The organism is Candidatus Nitrospira bockiana (genome assembly GCF_965152565.1).
This window is the reverse complement of the sequence record NZ_OZ224215.1, coordinates 2,030,146-2,055,399: the sequence shown is the minus strand read 5'-3', so window position 1 is coordinate 2,055,399 and position 25,254 is coordinate 2,030,146. Positions and strand designations below refer to the sequence as shown.

The window sequence follows — 25,254 nt, the reverse complement described above, 5'->3', positions numbered from 1 at the left end:
GGTGTGCCGAGTCCCGAGTGTCTGGACTCAGGACTCAGCACCCAGCACTCAGCACTGAGTGCTACACCTTGATCTTAATGTGCTCCCCCTTGAGCCACTTGAGCATGAACTCGTTCTCCTGGCCCGGGGTGAACCCGGTCCGGACCGGCTCCCAGGGGCCGCGCGCCCCGATGCCGCCGTCCTCCGCCTTCGTGATGCGGATCAGACACTCCTTCGGCACCGTGTTGACCCCGTGGTGGTCGATCTGGAAGCCCCACTTGAACTTCCACGCCACCGCGTGCTTGCCCGGCAAGCTGTCGGTCATGTGCATCGGCATCAGCCAGGAGCGCGTAAACGACTGCTGCGCGCCGTACCGGAAGTTGCTCTGATACCCGGTATCGACCGCGATCGCGCGCCCATCGGGCCGCGTCTCGTGCCCCTTCACCGACTTCGCCGTGGAGACGTACGGCGCGTGCTTCGCCATCGTCACGTGGTACGGATATGCCGGGTTGTACTTCGCCCGGATCATCAACCGCGCCACCTTGTAGTACGGGTCACTCGGCTTCCAGCCGCGATACGGCCGGTCCACCGGGTTGCCGTCCACGAACACGTAGTCGCCGTCGTTGATGCCCCGGTCCTTCGCCGCCTGCGGGTTGATGTGCAACTGGTGCTCGCCCACCCCCGGCGTCCGCTTGTCCATCCGGTACGGATCGCCGAAGTTGCTCTCGTAGATCTGCACCCAGTCGTTCACCGACCACTGGCTGTGCACCCGATGCCGGGTCTTCGGGGTCACGCAGTAGAACTGATACCCCTTCTCCCACAACGGGTTGCTCTGCCGCTTGATCTCCTGCCACGGCAGCTTCAGGTTCCGCACGTGCTTGTCGTCGTGGTGCTGCGCCGTGATCGGAATCCCGTAGTCGTCCGGCCGGATGTACGGGTTCGTCGAGAAGATCGCGTTCGGCAGGTACGGCGTGGCTTCCGGCCCTTCGCGGTGCACGATGAAGTTCTCGCCGTACTCGATGGCCTCCGGCTCGATCCGGTAGGTCTCCAGCCGGCCACATCGCGTCCACTGCGGCTTGCTCTCGTTGACCTCCTCCCAGAGCGGATGCCGCGGATAGGTCCGCGTCATCATCATCCAGCCCTTCTCCGACTTCAGGCAGGTGTCCGCACTGTAGCCATAGGTGGTGCTCGATGCGTCCAGCATGCGCTGCACGTAGACGTCCACCCGGTTCTGATAGACAAAATTGAAGTAGTCTCTGAACTTCCGATCCCCGGTCATCTCGGTCAGCTTGGCCGCGACGCCGGCTGCGGTATCCAGGTCGTTCCGCGTGTCGTACAGCGGCCGGATGCCCCCCTTCCAGATCTGAATCCACGGGTTGGAGACCGTGATCGTCATCTCCGGATAGGTGAACTCCATCCAGCTGTTGCATGCAAACGCCACGTCCGCATGGTTCACGTCGGACGTCATCTCGATGTCCTGCGTGATGATCATCTCGATGTTCGGATCGACGTTCTTCACCATGTCGTAGTGGTGCTTGGCGTTGTTGAGCACGTTCACGTTCGCGACCCAGCGGGTCTTGCTCGGGGTCGGCATGTGCGTCTTGCCCGTGAACACCTTGCGCCCGTACTTGGGCGTGTTCACGATCAACGCCGTGTCGCCGTGGTTCCAGAAGCCCACGTCCTCGCCGTAGTAGTACGACTTGGTCTTGATCTCCTTGCCGTGGGCGTTCGGATCCAACGTGATGTTGAACGGATCTTCGCCGGTATGGACGGCGAGGCCCGCGCCCGACCACGGCGTGGCCGTCCACGCGCCCGCCTTGTAGTTGCCGGCCCAGGTGTGGCAGCCCGTGCCGAACTTCCCGATGTTGCCGGTGAGCATGAGCACGAACGCCGCGGCGCGGCCGTTCTCCGTCATGTGGAAATAGTGGCAGACGCCTTCGCCGTTATGGATCGCGGCCGGTTTGATCGTCCCGCTGTCCCGGGCCCACCGGACCAACAGATCCTTGGGCGACCGGGTGATCTGATGGCCGGTGTCCAGGTCATAATCTTGCAGGTGCACGAGATACATCTGGTAGATCGGCATCACGTCGACTTCCCGGCCGTTCAGCAGCTTGACCCGGTAGGTGCCGGTCAAGGCCGCCTCGATGCCGCTGTTGAGGTAGTGCCAGCCGACCTGCTCGCGATGGAGCGGCACCGCCTGATTCTTCCCGGTCTCCCACACCATCATCCCGCCCAGTCGTTGAATCTGTTCGGGTTTCAGCGTTTGGACCCGTCCGGAATAGCTGTTCGCGAAGTCGGGGAATTGATAGTCTTTGATGACATCCCGGGGGTCGAGGTACTGGAGCGTATCCGTCCGCACCAAGAGCGGCATGTCGGTATACGCTTTGATGAAATCAATGTCCTGCAGATTCTCATCGAGAATGATCTTGCACGCGGTCAGGAAGACCGTCGCGTCGGATTGCGGCCGGAGCGGGATCCAGTAGTCGGCCCGCGTCGCGGTCGGGTTGTATTCGGGCGTGATGACCACGCACCGTGCCCCTCGCTCGATCGATTCGAGCTTCCAGTGGGCCTCCGGCATCTTGTTCTCGACGAAGTTCTTGCCCCAGCTCGTGTTCAGCTTGCTGAAGCGCATGTCGGAGAGGTCGATGTCGCAGTTCTGGGTGCCGTTCCACCACGGCTGCGACGGGTCCTGGTCGCCGTGCCACGTGTAGTTGGTCCAGTACCGACCACCCTGGGCCTGATTGGGACCAACTTTCCGAAGCCAGGCGTCGAGGATGGCCATGCAGCCGTTCATCCGGGTGATCGCCATCTTGCCGACGATGCCGAGCACCGGCATGCCCGCGCGAAACTTCATCGTCCGCGTGCCGGCCCCCTTCATCATCTCGATCATCTCCGGCGGATAGCCCTGCTCGCGCAACCGCCGCGCGCCCGCCTCGCCGCTGTAACGGGTCGCGATGACGACGAACGCCTTTGCGACATACGTAAAGGCGGTGTCCCACGAGACGCGAAGCATATCGTCCAGATACCGCGCGTCGAATTTGTATTTGCGCTTCGTGTCGGGCGTCAGCTCCGGGGAGCCCGCGTCCATCCACTCCTTCCATCCCCGGCGCATCAACGGCCCCTTCAACCGATACGGCCCGTACACCCGGCGATGGAACGTGTACCCCTTCAAGCACATCCGCGGGTTGTGCCCGAACGTCCCGCGGTTCCCGTACAGGTCCTCGTACGTCTGGTGATCGTAGTTCTGCTCCACGCGCATGACGACGCCGTTGCGCACGAACGCGCGGACGCGGCAGCCGTGCGTGTCGTTCGGGGAGCAGCACCAGGTGAACGAGGAGTCGTACCGATACTGATCGTGATAGACCCGCTCCCAGGAGCGGTCCGGGTAGTCGCCGAGGGGATTGCCCACCTCGATGACCGGCTGCAAGGCCGTCAGCGCCAGCGCCTTGTCGGCGATGGCGGCCGCCGCCACGGTCCCGGCTGAGACCTTCAAAAATTGTCGCCTCGAAAGAAACATAACGAACCCTCCTTTAAAGAAGGAAGAAATACCGTGATGAATATTCGCGACGTCTAGGTTCCTTGACCCTCCTTTCTGAGCTGTGCGCCCCGCTCATCATCCATGTCACCATGACGGGACATGACGACCGATTTCGGAATCGTGCCTGACCTGGTCCTCCCGCCGTCCGAGGACGATAGCTCCAGCAATTCTCCGGGCCCGTCGAAAGACACGGCAGGAGAGGGAATTTTGAGAAAGTCCCGGCGAGACAGGCGCAGAGCCATGATCCTCCCTCCTCTAGGACGATGGAGTCCCTTTTGGACAGACACATCTACGCGTTCCTCGCATAAGGAGACTATGAGAAAGCAGGGAGAGGGCCATAAATTTTTCCTAATGGTGACTCGCCTGGAACCCGTTGATTTCATGGGCCACTGATTCTTCCTTACGAAACTTTTATCTCTTTGGCCACGATTCCTGATGCGATCTTTATGGGAACTCGTTTACTGGGGGATGGCGCTGGACGGCCCGCGGCGAGAGCGAACTATGGCGTTCCGATTCGGGAGAGGCGTAGGATGAGGACGCCCGTCTTGCCAGGGGAACGGGTACGGGTGAGACACACGGAGAGGTTCGGATGTAAGACGGCAGGTTGGTTCAAGCAGAGTTCGCCGATGAACCGCCACGATGTGCTCGACAGACCGCTCTTGATACTCGCCACCCTGTTCATCGCTTCCGTTGTGGCGATTCTTGGCTACACCGTGTTCGTCATCGAAGAGCACAAGGCGGACCGACTCCGGATCGACCTGGCCGGCCGTCAACGCTTTCTCGGTGCGAAACACTTGAACGAGATCCTCCTCGCCTCGCAGGGCTATCCGACCGCCTACCTCGAGACTCGCTACATCTCGTTGTCCACCCTCGCGGCGCTCGATTACGGCGGCCCCGCCCTGCTCAAACTCGGCTCACAGGAGGTCGCCATGGTTCCGCCGATTCCCCGTCCGGTGGCGCAACAACACCTCGACGAACAAAAACGGTTGCTCCTCGCTGTCTTCGAAAAGAGCGACGCGTACCTGCTCCAGCGTCCCCCTGCGTCATCGAGCCTGGATGAGCTCATAACCCTGAACCAAGCGCTGGAAGACAATGCGATCCAGTTGGCGCGTGCCATGACCGAGTATTCCGAGTCTCGGATGGTGTCGATGGCGAAATGGGAATTGGCCATCGGCCTGATCGTGATCGTCACCAGTCTCTTGCTCACCAAGAAACTCATCCGTGCTCATCGTGAGCTGATGATGGAAATGGGCGAGCGGCGCCGTGCGGAAGCGGCCTGGCGTGAATCGGAGCGCTTCAGCCGTGGGACGGTCGACGCGTTGCCGCTGCAGATCGCGATCCTCGATGCCCGTGGGGTGGTCATCTCCATCAACAAGGCATGGCGGGAGTTTGCGCACGACAATCCCGACACGTTTCCTGCGGCACTCGTGGGCGTCGACTATGTACGGGTGTGCGAGGATGTCTCGGCACTCGTCGGAGACGAGTTCGAAAGACTGCGCGGGGGCATTCAGGAGATCATGCGCGGGGACAGCCTCCTGGCGGTCTCCGAATTTCCTTGCCGGTGTGCCTCGGGGCTTCGATGGTTCAGAGGTCATGCGACCCGGTTCACCATCGAGGACCAGGTCCGGATCGTGGTGGCCTATGAGGACATTACGGACCGGAAGCGCGCGGAGGAGGAGTTGCATGAGAGCGAGCGCCAACGATTGGAGGCGCTACGCGAGAGCGACAATTTGAAGTCCGCGTTGCTGTCCTCGGTGTCGCATGAGCTCCGGACGCCGCTGACCGCAATCAAGGCGTCCGTCTCCACGCTGTTGGATGACGATCACATGCCGCCCGAGGTCAAGCGCGAATTTTTCGAGCGAATCCAGCAAGAGATCGATTACTTGGCGAATCTGGTCAACAACCTCTTGGACATGTCGCGCATCGAGGCCGGGGCGCTCAAGCCCCAACTGGAATGGCACCCGTTGGAAGACCTGATCGAGGGAGCGATCCGATTGCTTGGGGCCCCGTTGAAGCGCCGTCCGTTGACGATCGCGCTTCGTGAAGACGCCCCGGCGGTGTACGTGGATGCGGTCCAGATCCAACAGGTCCTCGTGAACCTCCTCGACAACGCCGTCAAATATTCTCCGGCTGGCAGCCGGATCGAGATTGCGGTCATCCCCGAGAGCGAGCAGTGCACGGTGTCGATCACCAACACCGGATCGGGTATTCCTGAGGACGAGTTGCCGAGGATCTTCGACCGCTTCCACCGAGGCCGAGCCGCAGTCGGTCGCGCGATCACCGGAACCGGGCTCGGTCTGGCCATCTGCAAAAGCATCATTGAACAACACGGCGGACGCATTTGGGCGGAGTCGGTGCCCGACCGGCAGACGACGATCGCGTTCGTGCTCCCCATCGTGCAACCCCTTTCTTCAGCGGCGTTCGAGCAATTCTCACGAAGGGAAGGGATGACATGAACCAAGGTGCTCGCATCCTGGTCGTCGACGACGAGCCGCAGATCAGGCGATCCTTACAGGTGAATCTGTCAGCGCGAGGCTATGATGTGTTGACGGCCGGAACCGGGGAAGAGGCCCTTCAGGTCATGATTCATCGCCCGCCCGATGTCATCATGCTGGACTTGCTGCTGCCCGGGATCGACGGCATCGAGCTCGCTCAACGCATTCGCCGGCAATCCAGCGTGCCCGTCATCTTGCTTTCCGCGGTGAACGAACAGGGCAAAAAAGTCGAAGCCTTGGAGGCCGGGGCCGATGACTATGTGACCAAACCCTTCGACATGGAAGAGGTCATCGCTCGAATCCGATCGGTTTTACGGCGGGCCGCTGGATCCCATGGAGTCGCCCCGGTGTTCGTGGCGGGCCAGCTTTCGGTGAATTTCGAACGGCGCGAGGTTCGGCTGCACGACCGCCTCGTCAAGCTGACGCCGACCGAATACGATCTCTTGAAGTACATGATCGAGAACGCCGGGAAAGTGCTCACCCACCGGATGCTGCTCGCCGCGGTCTGGGGTCCGGCGTACGTCGATCAGGCCCAATACCTGCGTGTCTTCATCGGGCAGTTGAGAAAGAAATTGGAAGAGAACCCTGCTCTGCCACGGTTCATTCTCACCGATCCCGGGGTCGGGTATCGCTTCATCGCCACGCCGGGCGCCGAATCCGGACACTCCTCACCGGGCAGCGGCCCGATGAAGTCGACCAGGAAGGGCTGAGCGTAGCGCCACGCTCGGCCTCGGCCCACGCACGTAAGGCCTAGTTGTGGGCCACCGGGTCTTTGCTCAATTCAATCGGCTGACGGAGCGGCAAATGAACTTCAAAGGTTGACCCCTTACCGGGCTCAGTACTGACCGTAATTCGTCCCCCGTGATCCTTTAGGATCCCATACACGATCGAGAGTCCGAGCCCTGTCCCTACTCCCACCTCCTTGGTCGTAAAGAAGGGGTCAAAGATCCGCGGGAGATCCTCCTTTCTGATCCCACCCCCTGTATCGGCCACCCTGATACGATGCTCGTCGTTGTGACAGCCGCTTTCAATGGTGATCCGCTTGACGACAGCCTGCTCCACCGCATCACTGGCATTGGACAACAGATTGATTAGTACCTGTTCCAACTGAACCCGATTCCCGTGAACGATCGGGTCTCTGGGACAAAGCCGCACTTCTAACTCGACATTCTTGAGGCGAAGTTGTTGTCCCAACAGCAGGACGGAAGAATGCACCACCTCGTTGATGTGGATCGCCTCGAACGTGGTACCGGACAGCCGTGCGAACCGACGCAGTTGCTGAATGATCGCTGCCGCCCGATCTATCTGCTCGGTTGCCGCCTTCAAATCACCGGTTAACGGTCCGGCTAGTGCCCGCCCCGCCATCCCGACCTTGACCTTATCAATGGCATTTCCGACAAACAGCAAGATGTTATTCAAGGGATTATTCAGCTCATGGGCGACGCCCGCTGCCAGTTCACCAAGACTGGCCAGTTTCGCGGTCTGGATGAGTTGCTGTTGCTTGTCGCGCACTTCTTTGGTCCGTTCCTCTACGCGGCGCTCCAGCTCGCTATGGGCTTGGCGCAATTGCTCCTCGCTGGCGTGAAGCTTGACGGCCCCCTTGGCCAAGCGCCTCAGACTCCAGACCAAAAGAATGACCAGCGGCAAGATAAGACTCACCGATGCAACACCGATCAGCCGAGCCACCACGAGGAGTGGGGCCAGGATCTCTTCCTTCGGCAACCGGGCAGAGATCACCCACGCCACTCCGGGAACCAGCGTGCCTTCCTGCGTTCTTGCATATCCCCCCACCATTTCACGGCCATTCTCGTCCCTTTCCACCGTATATCCCTTGGGGAGCAGCGGGTCCGGCAACTTCGCTCGACCCTGTTCACTGAAGTGGTCGTTCACAAGAGAGTCGAAGAGGATCGTGCCGTCGCGGTCCAGAATACGATATTGCACGTCCGTGGTTGGCTGAAAGGGCCCTGTAAAGGCTGTCTTCTGAAAGGCGGCGTCGGCCAGCAGAGAGAGGGTCACGAATGCGACAAGGACTCCGCGGGGTTCCTTCCCACCCAAAGGCGCGATAAAAGCGATCGCGTCTTGCCCCCGGGTTTCTGGATAGGACGCGGGGGCCAAGACGAGCACTTCTTTCTGGTGCGCCCCCATGGTGAACCAGGCTTGACCCGAACGGTCCTGTCCGTCCCATTCGTCGTTTGTGCCGACGATAATTCGTCCGTTGCGGTCCAGCACGCCGATCCATTCATACGTCCCGTACTCCTTCTTCACCAACCTCATGTATGAGTTGAGCCGAGCAGGATCATCGAACCACGGTTCAAGCGAGCGAGACAGGATCTTTAGATCCGCCTGCCGCTCAAACAGGAGCCGGTCTAATTTCTGTGCGCTTGCCTGGGCTAAGAAGGCCAAGGACTGGCCCCCCTTGTCGACCAACACCCCCCTGAGCCAGACCAATGCCAATACCGCTAGCAATGCCACCACGACGACGAGGGACAGGACTCCCCACAAGAGTCGCTCGTAGGCCTCCGCCCCGTCTGATACCCCGAGTAGGCTGGGGATGCTCTGTAATCGCATGCGGCATGAACTCTACCCGAAGGCCAAGAAAAGGACCATCATACGATCTATTACGTGCACATCCGGAGAGCGATTCCCCACCCTTCCCTACAACGTCCCTTCCCGCGCGCGATCTGGACACGGATCGACAGGTGCTCGCAGGACCGCAGGATGGATGAAACGGAATGGGTGGGAGTGCAGCGAGTAGAGCGGGAATCACTCGGACGTGATAGAAGCGGGACGCTGACATGAACGAGCGGTGCGGGATGGCTGCATCAGTGCACCGAGGGCGGGGCCTTCTCTCTCTCCTTGCGCAGCCGTTCGATTTCCCGCTCCAATTCGATCATCTTGAGCTCACGATCGACGACGACATCATGAAACGCCTCGAGCTCTCGCACCTTCTCTTCGAGCAAGCTATTGGCGGCCCTCAGCTCCCTGGTTCGGGCTCCCACGCGATCCTCCAGTTCCCGGTTCGTCTTTTCGAGGACGGCCTCTGCGCGTTGTCGGTCCTCGAACAACCGTGCGTTCTCGAGGGCCACCGCGGCGCTGGCCGCGAGCCCCTCCAGGACCGAGAGATCTCCGGCATCGAACGGTTGCCGGTCCTTCTTATCGAGGATCTCAAACGACCCGAGCAATTCACCGCGGCGATCGAGGATGGGCACGTTCACAAAATTATAGAATTGCAACTGCCGGTGAATCTCGGGGATGACATGCGGATCCTGTTCTGCATCGTTGCAGACGTACAGCGCCCGGTGCTCGAGGACCCACCCCGGGACCCCATAGCCTCGACAGAAGGTATAGTTGATCGGGACCACCTCTTCTTCCCGGTGGTACTCATGGTACACAAGCTCGCCGTTCTCCAAGAGACCATACATGCCGGCCGTCGCCTCCACGACCTGCATCGCGGAGCTGACCAGCGTCCGCATGATCTCGTGAATGTCTCGCTGGCTGTTGATGAGACGGCTTGTCTCGGAGAGAATCTCGAGCTGCCTCGCATACCGAGCCAACCGCTGCTCGGTCTGCTTTCGTTCCGTGACGTCCGCGTGGACCGACACCCACACCTCGCCGTATCGGGCATGATGAAACCTAGACACGGTTGCTTCCGACCAAAATGTCGCACCGTCGCGCCGGCGGTGGAGTATCTCTCCTTTCCAGACACCGTCGACGTGGAGCTTCCGGATGATGGCCTGGGCGGTGTCCTCCGAACTCTCCGCGTTCAACACCGTCACCGGTTGTCCTATCCGATCTCCCGCCGGATAGCCGAACATGCTGTCGAATTTCTGATTCGTCTGCAGAATGACGCCGTCACGCGCCCGGACCAGACAGACGCCGTCCGAGGACTGCTCGAGAATCCGAGTGTGTAAGCGAAGCGCGTCATCGGCCTCCTGGACGAGAGCAGCCACGACCGCCCCGTGCAACGTCCGCATGAAGCTCGCGGAATGAGTCTTGGCAATCCCGAAGAGCTCCTTGGGGCCGCACTGTCGCAACCCATAGGTACACAGGGCGACGATACGGTGTGAGCCGATCGCTCTTTCCACCGCCTCTTCATACTGAAGGAAGTCCGTCCACTCTTGCTCGGTCTTGAGCCAGAACGGATCGCCGGTCACGCGTAAGCCCGCATAGCCCCGATCGAGAGCCTGCCGGCTTCTCTCCACCCAACGCGTCAGCACGGAGGCTTGGTCGAAACAGCCATCCCGCAGATACACGTCCGTGTACGGAACGATCTCCAATTGACCGCTCTCTTGATACCTTTCGACGCCGGAAATCGCTCGGGCGAACGCGCTCAGCAGTCGAACGTGGGTCACCCCGTCGCCGGCGACCCAGATGCACTGCTCGTTGTTCAGCAGCCCGGCGCGTAGAAAGGGGACGATGACGTTCGCCAAGTCATCGTCCCCGCTGTACAGGTGGCAGAGGTGGCTGCCCCATGGAATCGCGCCAAGCTCGCCGATGCCGGAATCAGTGTGAGCGGGCAGATCGAGGTGAGGCATGGACCGTCCTTTTGGAGATAAGGGTGGAAACGGACACAGGGAGCACTGACGCTAGCACACGCCAGAGGCTCAGTAAAGTGGACACGCAACGGCGCCTTGAAGGCTCTGCGCCAGAGGAAGGGAGTTGCAGTCCCGCAGCAAGAGCTGGACCGGGACGCAGGCAAGACCGGCGCCTTCTATCGGAACGCCTACTGCTCTCACCTCTCAGGCTTGTCTTCGGTCGAAGAGACCTTGGTGATCTGGTTCGCCATGCCGTCGCTACCGACTTCCACCCTGACCCGATCATTTTTCTGGAGCCGGGTCAGCAGGTACGGGTTCGTCACGGAGAACCCTTCGACCTGTCCGGATTCCAACTTGATGGTGATGCGCTGAATGCTTGGGTCGACCATCTCGACGGTCCCGACGATGACCTGATCGGCACCCACCGTGGAGGCTGCCAGGATCACGCCGAGAGACAGGATCACGCCTAGAGAAAAGAGCAGCCCAGAAATAGACACCAGTCGCACGGCACACCTTCGGCCACGTTGCGACTCATCGTGCGCGAGATCCCTCACGAGAGCAATCGGCGCCCCGCTTACAGCGCTTGCGCCAGGGAAGTGTTAGGAGAGCCCCGGAGGGCAGCCGTGTTCGAGGGCCGCGGCGGAAGAGCTCGATCTTAGAGCAACAGTGCCACCGATCGAACGCGCTGGTCGGTCACGCCGACGCGAGGCGGTTCATGTCACGCCGGGTTGCTCGAGGCCCCCGAGCCACGCACGACGGCCTCGATCGTCCGGCAGAGCTGCTCCGCCGCCGCGTCTTTCGAGATGAACGCCGCGGCCCCGGCCGCACGCATTGTTTCTTCGACGGTCCCGGAATTATGGAAGGAGAGCCCGATGACGATGATGCCCGGTTGCTCCTGTTTGATGCGGCGTGTCGCCTCGATTCCGTCCATCTTCGGCATATTGATGTCCATGAGGACCACGTCCGGCTTCAGCGTGCGGGCCAAGAGAACGGCTTCTTGACCGTCGCTGGCCTCGCCGATGACCTTTCCCTGAAGTTGGGTTTCGAGCAGGCTCCGAAGCCCTTGCCTGAAGAGGGTATGGTCGTCGACCAAGAGCACCTGCACCGGGCCGGGACCGTCCCGATGGGGCATCGGCGCCGTCCCTGCCGGCACGAGAGCCGGTGGCTCCACGGTGAGTCGAGGGCTGACGGCCAGGACGGATGGAAGGACGAGCGTCGCTTGGGTGCCCCTGCCCGGCGCAGAGACGAGCTCCAACCACCCGCCGAGCGCTTCCATTCGCTCGCGAATGCTGAAGAGCCCGAACTGGCTCGAATCGCGGCTCCCTTGTTCACTGGCGGCGGACTCGAATCCACACCCGTCGTCTTGGACCGTCAGACGAACAGCGCCGTCGGGCGTCGCGGCCAAGGAGACGACCGCACGAGCGGTCTTGGCGTGTTTGATGACGTTCATCAGCAGCTCGCGGACGGATTGAAACAACAGTACGGCCTGTTCCTCGGGGAGCGGCAGGTCCTCCTGCTCCATCTGCACGTCGACGTGCAGGTCATGCCGTTGCATCTGCTCCGCAAGCCATCTCAGTCCCATGGGGAGCCCGAATCCCTGCAGCATCGATGGGCTCAACTCCGCCACGAGGCTCTGCGTGTACGTGAGGCACTGGTTCAGGAGCTCATCCAGCTCGTTGACGCGCACGACGGCTTTGGGGCTCTCCACGCCTTGGCGGACCTGGCCCAGCTTGAGGCGGCCGAGGGCGAGCAGTTGCGCCAGGTAATCGTGCAACTCCGTCGACAGGCGGCGGCGCTCCCCGTTGTTCCGCGAGCGTCAGCTCCGTCGCCAAGGCCCGGAGCCGCTCCTGGCGCTCGAACAATTTGGTTGAGAGGTTGTGGATCTCTTTTTCCGCTCGCCGCTGCTCGGTAATGTCCTGAAACACGTTGATCGCGCCGATCAGCCGGCCCTGCTGGTCCCGGATCGGAGCAATGTTCACCAATACGTCGATGCGTAGCCCGTCGGGCCGCTCGAACTCCGCCATGACGTTCCGGAACGATTTCGCTTCCCGGACGCACACCGCCATGGGGCAGGTCTCCATGGGAATCGCCTTCCCGTCGATATACAGTCGATAGGCGCCGCAAAAGCGCCGGTCGGTGTCGTACCAGGCCGGCTCTCGGCTCCACAGCTTCACGGCCTGGTCGTTGTAGTACCGGATTCGGCCGCTCGGGGCTTCGCAGATGCAGACGGCGACCGGCAAGAGGTCTAAGACCCGAGTATCGATGGGAAAGGCGTGTCTGCCCTGCTCGAGGCGCCGCAGCAGGGAGTCCAAACCAACCCTGGAGCTTCGGTGATCGAGGACCTGATCGGCCGGGCGATAATAGATGTTGCGGTGAACCTGGTCCTTCACGACGACGACGGGGTGGACTTCAACGGCCATGCCGGCAAGCGCTTGCGAGAAGGCCCCGGCATTGTACTGGCAGAGAAAGGAGATGCTGCTGCCGGGGAAGGAGAGGGAATTGATGACGTCTTCCCATCGAACGAGGTCCTCTTGCCCGATCCCACAATTGAGGGTCCAGGTCATTTCCACGGCCAGGCGGACGCCCGTGCAGCGGTCGACGAGGGCCTCGGCCAACGTGCGTTGAATGAAGTCCCGCATGGTCGTCAAGTCGAAGTCACCGGGTTGGCGATACTCCCGGCGGGTCCAGAACATCAGTTGGCCGGTCCCCGTCACCCGATCGACGTCGACGCCCGACCGCCTCAGAGCAGACGCGATGGTGTCGCGCGTGTGCTCGTCCGCGACATAGATGCATCGCTCGGCGTTGGCCAATCCCGCGCAGAGATACGGAACGACCTGATTCAGCATTTCTTCCGTTGAATGGTAGAGCGAGCAGAGGTGCTCTCCCTGCTCCACCTTGCCGATCGCGGCGTACCGCTCACCGTCCATTGCAACCTCCGGACAAGGAAAAATGCGGAGCGTAGCATTGCCGAAGGAACCGGCGAATAAGCGGACGCCTTACAGTGCTCCACGTATATTAGGATCAGCCGAGCCCCCTCTTTGACCCTCCAGGTCGGTACGGCACAAGGATCTTCTCGAGGACCTGTCAGGTGCGCTCAGGCGCTCGCATCAGGGTGGAACCCGCCGTGTCAGGTCGAGAACGAGCGGAAGCTTTAGACGGAGGAGGCAAACCGTCGGCGTGTGCGAGGGATGGCGGGGTCCGGATGGGTCGCACGGTTACGGAGGATGGTCGCGTCCAGCACCTCCCGCAGATCAAGCACCGCCAGCCGACGAAGCACAACCGGCCAGTGTCATCCGACAGATCTTCGAACACATCGCGGACCATTTCACTGTGGCAGCGCGCGCATTCCATGGGGCGGTCCACGGAGCACGGAGAGACGCCCGAGAGGGCGTCTCTCCCCTCTCGCCTGAGGTTCACGCGTTCGGCTTGGCCGGCCCAAGCGTGCGAAGCCCGGCGCGCTGCTGAGCTCTGCGCCGGGAGAACACCGCTAGAGCCAATTGACCCGTTCCGCCGGTCTGATGTAGATCGGCTCTTCCACCTGGATGCGCGCCACCTCCTTGCCCGACTTGTTGAACCCCAGCACGGTGTCGTTGTACATCTCAAAGCGCTTCCCGTGGATCTGGGTCTCAAACACCTTCGGGCCCGGAATGACGTCGTACCGGAAGACGATCTGCTGACTCGCGCGCCACAGCTGCAGCACCGCCAACAGCTCCCGGCTCGGCACCAGGTACTTCTCGATCGCGTTGTCCACCCCCGGCCCGAACATCTGCCGGGCGTAGCCCCGCGGGCTCCACCGCGGCGGGATGTAGAAGCCGTTGGGCTCCGTCCCCCACTGCGGGTACAGGGGCAGCGCCACCTGCTCCACCCGAATCGTGAAGTAGAGCGGGTGCCACCGGTCCTCCGCCCACAGGCCGTCCTCGCCGATGCGCACCAGGCTCTGCATGCGGATCTTCCCCACGCACGCCGCCATACAGCGCGTCTCCATCGGCTCGCCGCCCGTCAGCGGGTCCTTCCCCTCGATCCGCGGGTAGCAGGCGATGCACTTCTCGCTCACCCGCGTCGTGCCCCGGTACATCGGCTTCTTGTACGGGCACTGCTCCACGCACTTCTTGTACCCCCGGCACCGGTTCTGGTCGATCAGCACGATCCCGTCCTCCGGCCGCTTGTAGATGGCCTTGCGCGGACAGGCCGCCAGACACCCCGGGTACGTGCAGTGGTTGCAGATCCGCTGCAGGTAGAAGAAGAACGTCTCGTGCTCCGGCAGGCTGCTGCCCTGCAGCCGCCACGGCTCATCCCGGCTGAACCCGGTCTTGTCGATGCCTTCGACGATCGCGCGCATCGACGTCGCCGTGTCCTCGTAGATGTTCACGAACCGCCACTCCTGGTCCGTCGGGATGTAGCCGATCGCCGCCTGGCCGATCTTGGCCCCCGCGTCGAAGATCGTCATCCCTTCGAACACCCCGTACGGCGCATGGTGCTTGCGCCCGACGCGCACGTTCCACACCTGCCCCCCGGGGTTCACCTGCTCGATCAGCTGCGTGATCTTCACGTCGTAGAACTGCGGGTACCCGCCGTACGGCTTGGTCTCCACGTTGTTCCACCACATGTACTCTTGCCCTTTGCTGAACAGCCACGTCGACTTGTCCGCCATCGAGCAGGTCTGGCACGCCAGACACCGATTGATGTTGAACACGAAGGCAAACTGCCACTTCGGATGCCGCTCCTCGTAGGGATAGAGCATCTTCCGCCCCAGTTGCCAGTTATAGACTTCCGGCATGTGAGTCCTCCGTTAGGACCGTTTGGTCCGTTTGGTCTGTTTGGTCCGCGAGATCGTCGGTCGGTCGGTCCTCACGGACTGAACCGACTAACGGACTCAACGGACTCAACGTCCTTACACCTTGATCTTGATGTGTTCCCCCTTGAGCCACTTGAGCATGAACTCGTTCTCCTGGCCCGGGGTGAACCCGGTCCGGACCGGCTCCCAGGGGCCGCGGGCGCCGATGCCGCCGTCCTCCGCCTTCGTGATGCGGATCAGACACTCCTTCGGCACCGTGTTGACCCCGTGGTGGTCGATCTGGAAGCCCCACTTGAACTTCCAGGCGATCGCGTGCTTGCCCGGCAAGCTGTCGGTCATGTGCATCGGCATCAGCCAGGAGCGCGTGAACGACTGCTGCGCGCCGTACCGGAAGTTGCTCTGGTATCCGGTATCGATCGCGATCGCGCGCCCATCGGGCCGCGTCTCGTGCCCCTTCACCGACTTCGCCGTGGAGACGTACGGCGCGTGCTTCGCCATCGTCACGTGGTACGGATACGCCGGGTTGTACTTCGCCCGGATCATCAACCGCGCCACCTTGTAGTACGGATCACTCGGCTTCCAGCCGCGGTACGGCCGGTCCACCGGGTTGCCGTCCACGAACACGTAGTCGCCGTCGTTGATGCCCCGGTCCTTCGCCGCCTGCGGGTTGATGTGCAACTGGTGCTCGCCCACCCCCGGCGTCCGCTTGTCCATCCGGTACGGATCGCCGAAGTTGCTCTCGTAGATCTGCACCCAGTCGTTCACCGACCACTGGCTGTGCACCCGGTGCCGGGTCTTCGGGGTCACGCAGTAGAACTGATACCCCTTCTCCCACAACGGGTTGCTCTGCCGCTTGATCTCCTGCCACGGCAGCTTCAGGTTCCGCACGTGCTTGTCGTCGTGGTGCTGCGCCGTGATCGGAATCCCGTAGTCGTCCGGCCGGATGTACGGGTTCGTCGAGAAGATCGCGTTCGGCAGGTACGGCGTGGCTTCCGGCCCTTCGCGATGGACCACGAAGTTCTCGCCGTACTCGATGGCCTCCGGCTCGATCCGATAGCTCTCCAGCCGGCCCGACCGCGTCCACTGCGGCTTGCTCTCGTTGATCTCTTCCCAGAGCGGCTCGCGCGGATAGGTCCGGGTCATGACCATCCAGCCCTTCTCCGACTTCAGCATCGTATCGACGTTGTACCCGTAATAGGTACTCGAGGCGTCCAGCAAGCGCTGGGCATACACGTCCACGCGATTGAGGTAGACGAAGTGGAAGACCCCCTTCATCCTGGCGTCGCCCGTCATCTCGGTCAGCTTGGCCGCGACGCCGGCGAACGTGTCTGCATCGTTCCGCGTGTCGTACAGCGGCCGGATGCCGCCCTTCCAGATCTGCACCCACGGGTTCGACACCGTCATGGTCATCTCCGGATAGGTGAACTCCATCCAGCTGTTGCACGCAAACGCCACGTCCGCATGGTTCACGTCGGACGTCATCTCAATATCCTGCGTGACGATGCACTCGATATTGGGATCGACGTTCTTCACCATGTCGTAGTGGTGCTTGGAGTTGTTGAGCACGTTCACGTTGGTCACCCAGCGGAACTTGCTCGGCGACGGCATGTGCGTCTTGCCCGTGAACACCTTGCGCCCGTACTTGGGCGTGTTCACGATCAACGCCGTGTCGCCGTGGTTCCAGAAGCCCACGTCCTCGCCGTAGTAGTACGACTTGGTCTTGATCTCCTTGCCGTGGGCGTTGGGGTCCAGGGTCAGGTTGAACGGATCCTCGCCGGTGTGCACCGCCAGGCCCGCGCCCGACCACGGCGTGGCCGTCCAGCCGCCCGCCTTGTAGTTTCCCGACCAGGTGTGGCAGCCCGATCCGAACTTGCCAATGTTGCCGGTGAGCATCAGCACCAACGCTGCGGCCCGCCCGTTTTCCGTCATGTGGAAATAGTGGCAGACGCCTTCGCCGTTATTGATCTGCGCCGGCTTGATCGTGCCGCTGTCCCGCGCCCACCGGACCAACAGATCCTTCGGCGACCGGGTGATCTGGTGGCCGGTGTCCAGGTCGTAGTCCTGCAAGTGCACCAGGTACATCTGGTAGATCGGCATCACGTCCACTTCGCGGCCGTTCAGCAGCTTGACCCGATACGTGCCGGTCAACGCCGCGTCGATCCCGCTGTTGAAGTAGTGCCAGCCGACCATCTCACGATGCAGGGGGACCGCCTGGTTCTTGTTGAGGTCCCAGACCATCATGCCGCCCAACCGCTGGATCTGCTCGGGCTTCAAGGACTGCACCATCCCGGAATAGCTCTTGGAGAAATCCGGGAACTGGTAGTCCTTCACGACGTCCCGCGGATCCAGGTACTGCAGCGTGTCCGTGCGGACCAAGAGCGGCATGTCCGTGTAGCCCTTGATGAAGTCGATATCCTGCAGGTTCTCGTCGAGGATGATCTTACAGGCCGTGAGGAAGAGCGCCGCATCCGATTCGGGTCGGATGGGAATCCAGTAGTCGGCCCGGGTGGCGGTCGGGTTGTACTCCGGCGTGATCACGACGATCCGGGCGCCCCGCTCGATCGACTCGAGCTTCCAGTGGGCCTCCGGCATCTTGTTCTCGACGAAGTTCTTGCCCCAGCTCGTGTTCAACTTGCTGAAGCGCATGTCCACCAGGTCCATGTCGCAGTTCTGGGTGCCGTTCCACCACGGCTGCGACGGGTCCTGGTCGCCGTGCCAGGTGTAGTTCGTCCAGTACCGGCCGCCCTGCGCCTGCTCCGGCCCCACTTTCCGGATCCAGCTGTCCACCAGCGGCAGCACCCCGCCGTTGAACCGCGTGTTCATCATCTTCCCGACGATGCCGAGCACCGGCATGCCCGCGCGATGCTTGAAGCAGCGCGTCCCCGCGCCCTTCATCATCTCGATCATCTCCGGCGGATACCCCTGCTCGCGCAACCGCCGCGCGCCCGCCTCGCCGCTGTACTTGGTCGCAATCAACACGACCGCCTTCGCGACGTAGGTGAACGCCGTGTCCCACGACACCCGGATCATGTCGTCCAGGTACCGGCTGTCGAATTTGTACTTCCGCTTCGCCTCCGGGGTGAGCTCGGGTGACCCCGCGTCCATCCACTCCTTCCACCCCCGGCGCATCAACGGCCCCTTCAACCGATACGGCCCGTACACCCGGCGATGGAACGTGTACCCCTTCAAGCACATCCGCGGGTTGTGCCCGAACGTCCCGCGGTTGCCGTACAGGTCCTCGTACGTCTGGTGATCGTAGTTCTGCTCCACGCGCATGACGACGCCGTTGCGCACGAACGCGCGGACGCGGCAGCCGTGCGTGTCGTTCGGGGAGCAGCACCAGGTGAACGAGGAGTCGTACCGATACTGATCGTGATAGACCCGCTCCCAGGAGCGGTCCGGGTAGTCGCCGAGGGGATTGCCCACCTCGATGACCGGCTGCAGCGCCGTCAGCGCCAGCGCCTTGTCGGCGATGGCGGCCGCCGCGACCGTCCCGGCTGAAACTTTAAGAAACTGACGACGTGATAGGAACATTGATCAACCTCCTTGAGCAGTACCTCCTTTGGCAGACCACACTGCACCCTCTCTTCGCGACTTCTTCTCACCTCCCTTCCTGCATGTTCCCTCCGGTTCCTGCCGGCCTTTCCGCAAAATGGTTGCCATGATCCCGCGAAACTCAGGTGGCAAGGCATCCATAGCAAAGGCCGTTGATCCGCCAACCAAAATGGATGGGCCTGAGACAGAAGGCCGTCGTCCCCGGGCGTCGGCGGAATAGAAAACTATGACGGCCGACGCGGAACGTGAACAGAAGCCGACGCCTTTTCAAGCTGTTAGAGCAGGAATAGAAAATTATGAGCGGGGCCCATCCGGAACGGCGGACAGCGATAGGGATGACGGCCCTGAGACCCGCTCAGGTAACGGGAAGGTAGCAACCGTCGAGGAGCCGCAGCGGGATGGAACCGAACTGGGAGCAAACACGAGCAGGGGCGGGAGAGGACGAACACCACGTTACGAGAACGTGTCAGTCCTCTCGTCCCGCCCGTTCGCCGTCGAGAGGAACCGCTTCATGAGGAGTGAGAAGTACTGCCGGGGAATCCCGCTGCCGTCGGCCGCCTTCGCCATCACCCCGTTGTGGATGGCCAGCTTCGCCTGGAGGTAAGCCCGCGTGAAGTCGGCCACCACCTTTCTCTTCGCCTGGATGTAAGGCTCTTCCAGTGATCCGGCCACCTGGATCATAGCCCGCGTGGTCGACGGAACCGGCAGCATGTGCCGGACGTCCGATCCGGTGATGCAGGCCTCCTTGGCAAACATCACCGTCCGTTCGATGAGGTTCCGCAGCTCGCGCACGTTACCCGGCCAGCGATAGGTCATCAATAGGCTCATGGCATCTGAGTCCAAAAAGCACTCCGGCTTTCTCATCTCGCGTGCGAACCGGCTGAGCAAGTGCCGCGCGATGACCGGAATGTCGTCGGGCCGCTCTCGAAGCGGCGGCACTTTGATCTCCACCGTCGCGAGCCGAAAATACAGGTCCTTCCGAAACGTGCCGACACGCATGCGTTCTTGGAGGTCTTGATTGGACGCCGCGATGACTCGGACGTTCACCCGTTTGGTCCGCACTCCTCCAACCGGCCGGATTTCGCTGTCTTCGAGAACTCGGAGCAGCTTGCCTTGCATGCTCAGCGGGAGGTCGGAAATTTCGTCCAGAAAGATCGTCCCTCCATTAGCCAGCTCGATCAGGCCCGGCTTGTCGAGGACCGCCCCTGTGAACGCGCCCCGGACATGCCCGAACAACTCGCTCTCCACCATCGTCTCCGGCACCGTCGTACAGTCGATCACCTGAAACGGCCGGTCCCGATCCTCGCTGTACTCGTGGATCGCCCGGGCGATCAACCCCTTTCCGGTTCCCGTCTCTCCGGTGAGAAGGACGCTCGCCCGCCCTTGTGCCACTTCATGAACGCAGCGCATGACCTCCCGGAAGGCCGCGCTGCTCCCGATCAGCGTACCGTGAGCCAACTCCCGCTGGATGATGCGCTGGTAGGCGGCATTCCGCCGGACGATCTCGGAGATTCGAACGGCACGATGGAGCCGCATGCCGAGGTCGAGCGCGTGGACCGGCTTGACCAAGTAATCGAACGCGCCGCGGCGCATCGCTTCGACGGCAGCCGGAACATCGTTCACCCGCGTCACGATGAGGACCGGAAGGTCCCGATCGATCTGCTGAATGCGCGTGACGAGATCCAATCCACTCATTCCCGGCAAGATCAGGTCGGACAGGACGACGTCGACGGTCCGTTCGGCGAGCAACTGTAACGCGCCTTCGGCCGTCGCCCTCAGCTCCAGGCGGATCTCTCCGTCAATGGCCCTGAGGTCCGCCCGTTCGACCGCCTTCAAGATCAATTCGGTATCGGACGCATCGTCCTCGACGATCAGGATCGTAAAAGGATGGCGAGTCGAGGTGGCCGAGGTGGCTGTGGCCCCTGTTGCGCTCATGTTTCCTCCTCCCCTCGTCATGGCCTCGTCGCCGAACCCGACAGCCCCATCGCCCCTCAGTGAGTACCGTAGGACCAGAGCAGCGGTTCCGCACTCTCGCCCTTCGGCTGAGACGAGCCCGTGCGCAGATCCGCCCACACCGGCATGGTGAAGAGGACCGCACAGCCTCCCATGCTGGAGGTCTCGATCCAAATCCGCCCCCCGTACAGCTCCACGATACGCTTGACGATCGTCAGGCCGATCCCACTGCCCGGCGTCTCGCCCGCATGCAGGCGCACGAACGGGTCGAACACACGCGCGCGGTCCTCCTGAGGAATCCCGGGCCCGTTATCGGCGACCGCGAAAGAGACGTACTCGCTCCGTCGATTCCACCCGATCGAGATCACGGGATCGTCCCGGCCCCGGACGGCGGCGAGCGCATTGCCGATCAGATTGTCGAAGACCTGCCTGAGATACGCGGCATGGCAGGCGAGCAGGGGCATGTCGGGTTCGAGCTCGACCCGGACCCGGTGCGCCGCAAGCTCCGTAGACCGTGCTTCCAGCAGGTCATGAAGCACAGCCCCCGGATCCACGACTTCGACGGCGGTCGAGTTCGCCCCCACGCGCGCGATCGCCAACACCTGTTGGATCCGCCGTCGAAGGTCCGCCCCATTCTCCTCGATCAAGGTCAACCACCGCATGGCGGCCTCGCTCAATCGTGTCTCCGTATCCTCCAGGATCAGCCTCGCAAGGCCTTCGATCCGCTCGCCGGGGGCTTTCAAATCGTGCGCCATCGTCTCGGCAACGGCGCGTAGCTCGCCGATGTGGTTCTCTGCGCCTTTCCCCTGCCGTTGAACCTCCTCGTAGAGCCTGGCGTTGGCGATCGCGATCGCCGCCTCTTCGGCCAGTCCCTTCGCCAACTCGATGTTCCACATTTCGGCAGGTACACAGTGCTCGACAAGCAGGGCCAAGACTCCGAAGGGGCCTGTCCGAGACAGCAACGGAACCGCGAGCATGCTGTCCCCGATGACGTTTCTCCGTTTGGTCTCCGGGCGTGCATCTCGGCGCAAGTTCATGCCGATCGCGGGCTGTTGGGTCTCGAAGGCTTGGGCGGAAATAGGGAACTCTTCCCACAGCATCACGCTCTTGTGGAGCCGCTCATTCCATTCCCCTGATGCCGCTTCGATGATCCAGCAACCCATCTGCTCGTTCCGCAGCATGACGAGGCACAGATCGGCTCCCAACAGATCCACGGCGTGGTCGGTGATGCGCCGCAAGACCCCCTCGAGCCCGTCCCGGCTGAGCGTATTGATGTCGTGACCGATCGCGCTCAAGGTTTCCAACTCACGGATGTGCTGACCGATGCGCTGTCCCATGGCGCGGACGGTACGAATCAAGCAGGCGATTTCATCGGGGGGCTCGCCGGTCGTGATGTGCAGGTCCCGCTCGTTCCCCGTTTCCGCGAAACGCCCGACGGCAGCTTGAAGCGCTCTGATGCGCTGAATGACGGATCGACTGAGGAGGACCGCCCCGACTCCTCCCAAGCCCACGGCGGCCAGCACGACCGCCACAAGGCCCCGGAAGGCTTGTTCGGCAAGGTCGCCTTCTATCCTCGCCACGTTCGCCAGCTCGGCATCCAGTCGATCTTCGAGGCCGCGCAGCCGTGCGCGAATGGACTTGGACAGCAGGAGGCCTTCCGGCGACGAGACATCGCGGCTGACCGCCACAGAGTCGCCCGCTTCAATTCTACCGATCAGGTCCCGTTTCGATGCCAGGAATGCCTTGAGCTGTTCACCGGCTGTTCGCACTTCGCGTTCGAGGACGGGCTGGTCGCTGATGAGGCTCAGGAGCGGCGCCTCGATCTGCGATACCTCGCGCTCGTCGTTCGCCGTTTCTGAAAGGGCCGAGGCGTCTCGGGTGAGCAGATAATCGCGGAACGAATCTTCGAGATCGACGGCCAACCGCCGAAGCTCTCGCACGCCGTCACGGGCGAGGATGGTCTGCTGGTGTCTGTACTGGACAATCCGCAGTTGTTCGATGACCTCTATATGAACGAGGAGAGCGAGGGAAACGGGCAGGAGCATCAAGATGAGGATCGCGAAGACCTTCTGATGAATGGTCCGGCGTCCCCACCAACCTGATAGGGACATGACGAGACCCTCACGGATACCTCATAGCGATGGTAAGCGGTCCCATCATTCTAACAAAACTGACAAGCGTAAATTGACAAGCGAATGAACCGACTGCGCCTTCTCATAGTCCCTATGATAGTCCCTATCCATAACCACTTCCATCGGGATGTCCAGGTTCCTACAGCTCGACCCGGCGAGGCAATCGAGGGGCGAACCGCTCGCCTCCTCCGGCGGGGGGCCGGCCCATCCTCGCCCCGGCAACCAGCCTTCTTATACAGTCTTGGCCCAGGAATGGGGACCCAGCCATGGGCGGCCCGCTGAGTACGTGCAGCCCTTTCTCAGGGAAGGAGCAGCAGAGGACGACCGCCGGGGGGAACGGGAAAAAGGCCTTCCAGGGCCCGTGTGAGCGTCTCGCTCACATCGGGCCCGTCGCAGTCAGGCCGCTCGGCTGGTGCCGGCCTGTTCCTGGGATTTGCCGGTCTCGATCGGAATTTCGCGCCGACGGCGCTTCGATTCGGGAATCGGGACCGTCACCGTCAGGACGCCGTTCTCGAACTGCGCTTTTGCCTGGTCGACGTCAGCTTCTTCCGGGATGGGAATCAGTCGATAGAACGTCCCGTAGGAGCGCTCGGAGCGATAGATGCCTTCTCGACGCTCCTCCTGCTCCCGCTTGCGCTCCCCGCTGATGACCAGACCGTCCGGGGTCAACTCGACCTTCACATCCTGGCTCCGCAGGCCCGGCAGCTCCGCACAGACCTTGTAGTTGCCGTCCTGCTCCATGACCTCGATCGGCGGCGCCCACACACCCTGTCCGGCCGAGGACCCTGTCCACCGCGGCGAGACCCCTTCGAAGATCCGGTCCATCTCTTCGGAGAACCGGCGCATCAGCTCAAATGGGCTCGCCGAGAAGAAGTCGCGCGGCGTCATCGAAAAAAACGAAGGCGTCCACCCTCGTGAGCTCAGCCCGGTCTGCCCACTTTGGCTCGCGAGTGATCGACTCTCTTCTCCCGACTCGCTCTGCCTGTTCGTTGGTCCCTGACCTTTTTTGACATTGACTTCAGCCATGGTGTCCCCCCTTTCTCTGCTGTCGTCGTTGATACCGGACAACATCGTGTGATCGCCTCGCTGCGGAGATGCTCGCCGAGGGAACGCACCCGGGTGTGCCGCCGCGGGCCGAGATGGCGTGACCACGGCCCATTTAAAACACCTCGACCGGGTCCACTATCGGCAACGCGCTGACGCGCGTATCAGCCGGACGACACCTGGCCTTCCATTCATGACAGGGATCGAGCCCCGTTGCGGCTGAACAATGGCACCCCAAGACGCCGCGCCCGGCGGCCGAGCGGGTCACCCGTCCTCGGTGCCCACCGCACGGGCGTGGCTTTGACTTTACCGTCCTGTGGCCTAGCGCTGCGGCTCGTCCGTCGGGCGCTTGGGCTCTCCGGGTGCAGGGTTCGTTTCATCACGGCGCTCCTGGCGCGCACCCGACTCATCCGACTCACCTTTCTCGGCCGCCGCGTCCTTCTGAATGCGCTTCATCAGCTCGGCGGCATGTGGTGGGATCGGGCCGGGTCTTGCTCGCGTGTCTTGCCCGCGCTCATCCCGGAAGGTTCGCGTATCGCGCGAATCGATCGTCTGCGCGGGAAGGACGCCCGGGAACGCCAGAAGCGCGACGAAAACCACCGCTGGACCGGCGAGGCGTCCTACCGTAGCTCGGGTTCGTATCATAACCACTCCTGATCGTGGGGCAACTCTAGGGGATACCGCCACAAGACCTGCGGGTCCTCCCTTTTTGAGGACGCCTGATGGAGCCCTGGCTTACGCGGTCTTTCTCATCTGAGCCCGGGGCTTGCTCGCCTCTTGGGTCGCCTCGCTGACCGTTTTGAGCGTCTCATAGGTCTTGGACGGGGGAACTTCCGACCGCTGCGTGATATCGGCCATCGACACGATCCCTTGAATGACGCCGGCCTGGTCGACCACCGGGATGCGGCGCACCTGATTGTCTCGCATCAAGTCTACGGCCTTCTGTACGTCGTCCTCCGGTGTACAACAGACTAACGCACTCGTCATGCACTCTCTCACCTGCACCGTCAGCGGATCCCGTGCTCCCGCCACCACCTCCAGGCAGAGATCACGATCCGTGACCACTCCGATCAGCTTCCGATTCTGCTCGTCTTCGATGATGGGCACGATCCCCGTGTCGAGATCCTTCATGATCCGGGCCGCCTTTGACGCCGTGTCCGTCGGGACGCAGCACGTGGGACTTGTCGTCATGACCTCTCGAACTTTCATACGTACCTCCTTCCCACCA

At 62.2% G+C, this 25,254-nt stretch carries 15 protein-coding genes; 2 read left to right on the top strand and 13 right to left on the bottom strand.

Annotated features, from left to right (window positions below):
- Positions 1–61: 61 nt before the first annotated feature.
- Complete coding sequence (locus ACWHYV_RS10025) at positions 62–3,496, bottom strand: molybdopterin-dependent oxidoreductase (protein ID WP_447980498.1); 3,435 nt, start codon at positions 3,494–3,496, stop codon at positions 62–64.
- Positions 3,497–4,143: 647 nt separating this feature from the next.
- Between ACWHYV_RS10025 and ACWHYV_RS10020 the strand changes: the two genes are divergently transcribed.
- Both ACWHYV_RS10020 and ACWHYV_RS10015 read left to right on the top strand, forming a co-directional pair.
- Positions 4,144–5,973, top strand: coding sequence for an ATP-binding protein (locus ACWHYV_RS10020; RefSeq protein WP_447980497.1), 1,830 nt, complete (start codon positions 4,144–4,146; stop codon positions 5,971–5,973).
- Positions 5,970–6,722 (top strand): response regulator transcription factor, encoded by a 753-nt coding sequence (locus ACWHYV_RS10015; protein WP_447980496.1) that lies wholly within the window; start codon positions 5,970–5,972, stop codon positions 6,720–6,722. The genes ACWHYV_RS10020 and ACWHYV_RS10015 overlap by 4 nt, the downstream gene beginning before the upstream one ends.
- Positions 6,723–6,762: 40 nt before the next feature.
- Here ACWHYV_RS10015 and ACWHYV_RS10010 read toward each other — a convergent pair whose 3' ends face one another.
- The 12 genes from ACWHYV_RS10010 to ACWHYV_RS09955 form a co-directional block, all read right to left on the bottom strand.
- A complete protein-coding gene (locus tag ACWHYV_RS10010) occupies positions 6,763–8,514 on the bottom strand; it encodes a sensor histidine kinase (RefSeq protein ID WP_447980495.1) in 1,752 nt (583 codons plus the stop codon).
- Between the two features lie 320 nt (positions 8,515–8,834).
- A complete protein-coding gene (locus ACWHYV_RS10005) occupies positions 8,835–10,547 on the bottom strand; it encodes an MEDS domain-containing protein (RefSeq protein ID WP_447980494.1) in 1,713 nt (570 codons plus the stop codon).
- Between the two features lie 197 nt (positions 10,548–10,744).
- The gene (locus tag ACWHYV_RS10000) at positions 10,745–11,053 is read right to left on the bottom strand and encodes a hypothetical protein (protein ID WP_447980493.1); all 309 of its coding nucleotides are present in this window, start codon (positions 11,051–11,053) and stop codon (positions 10,745–10,747) included.
- Between the two features lie 212 nt (positions 11,054–11,265).
- Positions 11,266–12,321 carry an ATP-binding response regulator gene (locus tag ACWHYV_RS09995; protein ID WP_447980492.1) on the bottom strand — a complete coding sequence of 352 codons (1,056 nt, stop codon included), beginning with the start codon at positions 12,319–12,321 and terminating at the stop codon, positions 11,266–11,268.
- Entirely contained in the window at positions 12,212–13,474 is a 1,263-nt protein-coding gene (locus ACWHYV_RS09990) for an MEDS domain-containing protein (RefSeq protein WP_447980491.1), read from the bottom strand. The genes ACWHYV_RS09995 and ACWHYV_RS09990 overlap by 110 nt, the downstream gene beginning before the upstream one ends.
- A gap of 560 nt (positions 13,475–14,034) precedes the next feature.
- Entirely contained in the window at positions 14,035–15,324 is a 1,290-nt protein-coding gene (locus ACWHYV_RS09985) for a 4Fe-4S dicluster domain-containing protein (protein ID WP_447980490.1), read from the bottom strand.
- Positions 15,325–15,438: 114 nt separating this feature from the next.
- Positions 15,439–18,876, bottom strand: coding sequence for a molybdopterin-dependent oxidoreductase (locus ACWHYV_RS09980; protein WP_447980489.1), 3,438 nt, complete (start codon positions 18,874–18,876; stop codon positions 15,439–15,441).
- Between the two features lie 474 nt (positions 18,877–19,350).
- Complete coding sequence (locus ACWHYV_RS09975; protein ID WP_447980488.1) at positions 19,351–20,832, bottom strand: sigma-54-dependent transcriptional regulator; 1,482 nt, start codon at positions 20,830–20,832, stop codon at positions 19,351–19,353.
- A gap of 56 nt (positions 20,833–20,888) precedes the next feature.
- Positions 20,889–22,961 (bottom strand): ATP-binding protein, encoded by a 2,073-nt coding sequence (locus ACWHYV_RS09970; RefSeq protein ID WP_447980487.1) that lies wholly within the window; start codon positions 22,959–22,961, stop codon positions 20,889–20,891.
- A gap of 417 nt (positions 22,962–23,378) precedes the next feature.
- Positions 23,379–23,870: an Hsp20/alpha crystallin family protein gene (locus ACWHYV_RS09965; protein ID WP_447980486.1), complete on the bottom strand. Its 492-nt coding sequence runs from the start codon at positions 23,868–23,870 to the stop codon at positions 23,379–23,381.
- Positions 23,871–24,347: 477 nt separating this feature from the next.
- Positions 24,348–24,671 (bottom strand): hypothetical protein, encoded by a 324-nt coding sequence (locus tag ACWHYV_RS09960; RefSeq protein ID WP_447980485.1) that lies wholly within the window; start codon positions 24,669–24,671, stop codon positions 24,348–24,350.
- Positions 24,672–24,761: 90 nt separating this feature from the next.
- A complete protein-coding gene (locus ACWHYV_RS09955) occupies positions 24,762–25,235 on the bottom strand; it encodes a CBS domain-containing protein (RefSeq protein WP_447980484.1) in 474 nt (157 codons plus the stop codon).
- Positions 25,236–25,254: the final 19 nt, after the last annotated feature.

Excerpts from the sequence above, each read along its gene's own strand:
- ACWHYV_RS09990 (WP_447980491.1), bottom strand. The coding sequence starts at position 13,474 with ATGGACGGTGAGCGGTACGCCGCGATCGGCAAGGTGGAGCAGGGAGAG.
- ACWHYV_RS09980 (WP_447980489.1), bottom strand. The coding sequence starts at position 18,876 with ATGTTCCTATCACGTCGTCAGTTTCTTAAAGTTTCAGCCGGGACGGTC.
- ACWHYV_RS09970 (WP_447980487.1), bottom strand. The coding sequence starts at position 22,961 with ATGTCCCTATCAGGTTGGTGGGGACGCCGGACCATTCATCAGAAGGTC.
- ACWHYV_RS10015 (WP_447980496.1), top strand. The coding sequence starts at position 5,970 with ATGAACCAAGGTGCTCGCATCCTGGTCGTCGACGACGAGCCGCAGATC.
- ACWHYV_RS09985 (WP_447980490.1), bottom strand. The coding sequence starts at position 15,324 with ATGCCGGAAGTCTATAACTGGCAACTGGGGCGGAAGATGCTCTATCCC.
- ACWHYV_RS10005 (WP_447980494.1), bottom strand. The coding sequence starts at position 10,547 with ATGCCTCACCTCGATCTGCCCGCTCACACTGATTCCGGCATCGGCGAG.
- ACWHYV_RS10020 (WP_447980497.1), top strand. The coding sequence starts at position 4,144 with ATGAACCGCCACGATGTGCTCGACAGACCGCTCTTGATACTCGCCACC.
- ACWHYV_RS10025 (WP_447980498.1), bottom strand. The coding sequence starts at position 3,496 with ATGTTTCTTTCGAGGCGACAATTTTTGAAGGTCTCAGCCGGGACCGTG.
- ACWHYV_RS09975 (WP_447980488.1), bottom strand. The coding sequence starts at position 20,832 with ATGAGCGCAACAGGGGCCACAGCCACCTCGGCCACCTCGACTCGCCAT.
- ACWHYV_RS09965 (WP_447980486.1), bottom strand. The coding sequence starts at position 23,870 with ATGACGCCGCGCGACTTCTTCTCGGCGAGCCCATTTGAGCTGATGCGC.
- ACWHYV_RS09960 (WP_447980485.1), bottom strand. The coding sequence starts at position 24,671 with ATGATACGAACCCGAGCTACGGTAGGACGCCTCGCCGGTCCAGCGGTG.
- ACWHYV_RS09955 (WP_447980484.1), bottom strand. The coding sequence starts at position 25,235 with ATGAAAGTTCGAGAGGTCATGACGACAAGTCCCACGTGCTGCGTCCCG.